The organism is Lamprobacter sp., from assembly GCF_034860625.1.
In the GTDB taxonomy this organism is placed as follows: domain Bacteria; phylum Pseudomonadota; class Gammaproteobacteria; order Chromatiales; family Chromatiaceae; genus Lamprobacter.
Genome location: NZ_JAYESN010000591.1, coordinates 1 through 1083, shown reverse-complemented (window position 1 = coordinate 1083; position 1083 = coordinate 1). Strand labels below are relative to the sequence as shown.

The following is a 1083-nucleotide window of genomic DNA, read 5'->3' as shown; positions in this document are numbered from 1 at the left end:
TCATTCGACTGCGCTCTTCAGGGTGGGGTGACGGTCCAGGCGGTTTTCGCACTCAAGGCAGAGGCACCGCCGACAAAGGGATGAGGATCGATTGCTCGCAGCGACTTTTTGAGTGTGGTCTTTGCCGTTGCCGGGTCAATCACCTGTGGGAACAGCTTTGATGGGCTCTGCGGCTGTTCCAAGAGGAAAGCCACTCGAAGGCGGCCTGCCTGCATCGCATCGACGGCAAATTGGCGGGAAAGGCTGTCATTTGCGGCCACACGTCCAGCGGCCAGACCGGCGAGCGTATCGCGCACCTTGCGAGCGACCTCCGGGAACAGGCCTTCAGGCTTGGTTCGTCGGTGGCGTCGATAATCCTTAACTTCGATCATCCAAAGCGCTTCCCGTTGAGGGTCCAAGGCCAGTAGATCCACTGCCTTCGACGAGGCCAGACCATTGAAATGAAAGCGGTAATAGGTGCATTCGTCATACTTGAGCCAGGTCCATCCTATCGGAAGGTCGAAGAGGAACCGATCCACCCTGACGCTTGGCATGGAATCAATCCATCACTTCCAGGAATCGACCTGACTGGGCCAGGTCGGCCTCCAGAGAGAGAATCGGGTCCACGTCCTCGAATGATGCGCCTCGGGACACCTTGACCCCTTGCTGCGACGGGGCGAGCGCGAAGAAGACCCGTGCCACCTTTGCGTAATCCGGCTGGCGAAGCAATATCTCGACCTCCCGGAGCACGAACAGGCTGTGGGTGGCGAGGACCACCTGAACCCCCATGCCCGCCAGCGCGACAAGCACCTCGATCAACGGACGTGTCAGCGCCGGATTGAGGTTGGCCTCCGGCTCATCCCAAAACAGCGTACTGCCTGTTTCAATGACCTGGTTTTTCACCAAGTACAGCAGCATGCCGAGTTTACGGAAGCCCTCGGCAAGCAACTGGGGTTCCAGACAGTCGCCACTCGACTCACGCAACAAGAGCTTGCCCTTTTCCAGGATGAATTCGCCTCCAATGTAGCCAGACAATCCCTTCAACAACTGCGGCAATAATTCCGAAGGTTGTTGACTTTCCGGAACAGTCATCGCAACAGCGAG

At 57.9% G+C, this 1083-nt stretch carries 2 protein-coding genes; both read right to left on the bottom strand.

All coding sequences use genetic code 11. The features are described from left to right. Positions 1-17: 17 nt before the first annotated feature. Positions 18-533 carry a hypothetical protein gene (locus tag VBE63_RS30070; protein WP_323686630.1) on the bottom strand — a complete coding sequence of 172 codons (516 nt, stop codon included), beginning with the start codon at positions 531-533 and terminating at the stop codon, positions 18-20. Between the two features lie 4 nt (positions 534-537). Further along, positions 538-1083: AAA family ATPase (locus VBE63_RS30065; RefSeq protein WP_323686629.1), on the bottom strand; the 546-nt coding region annotated here is incomplete at its 5' end.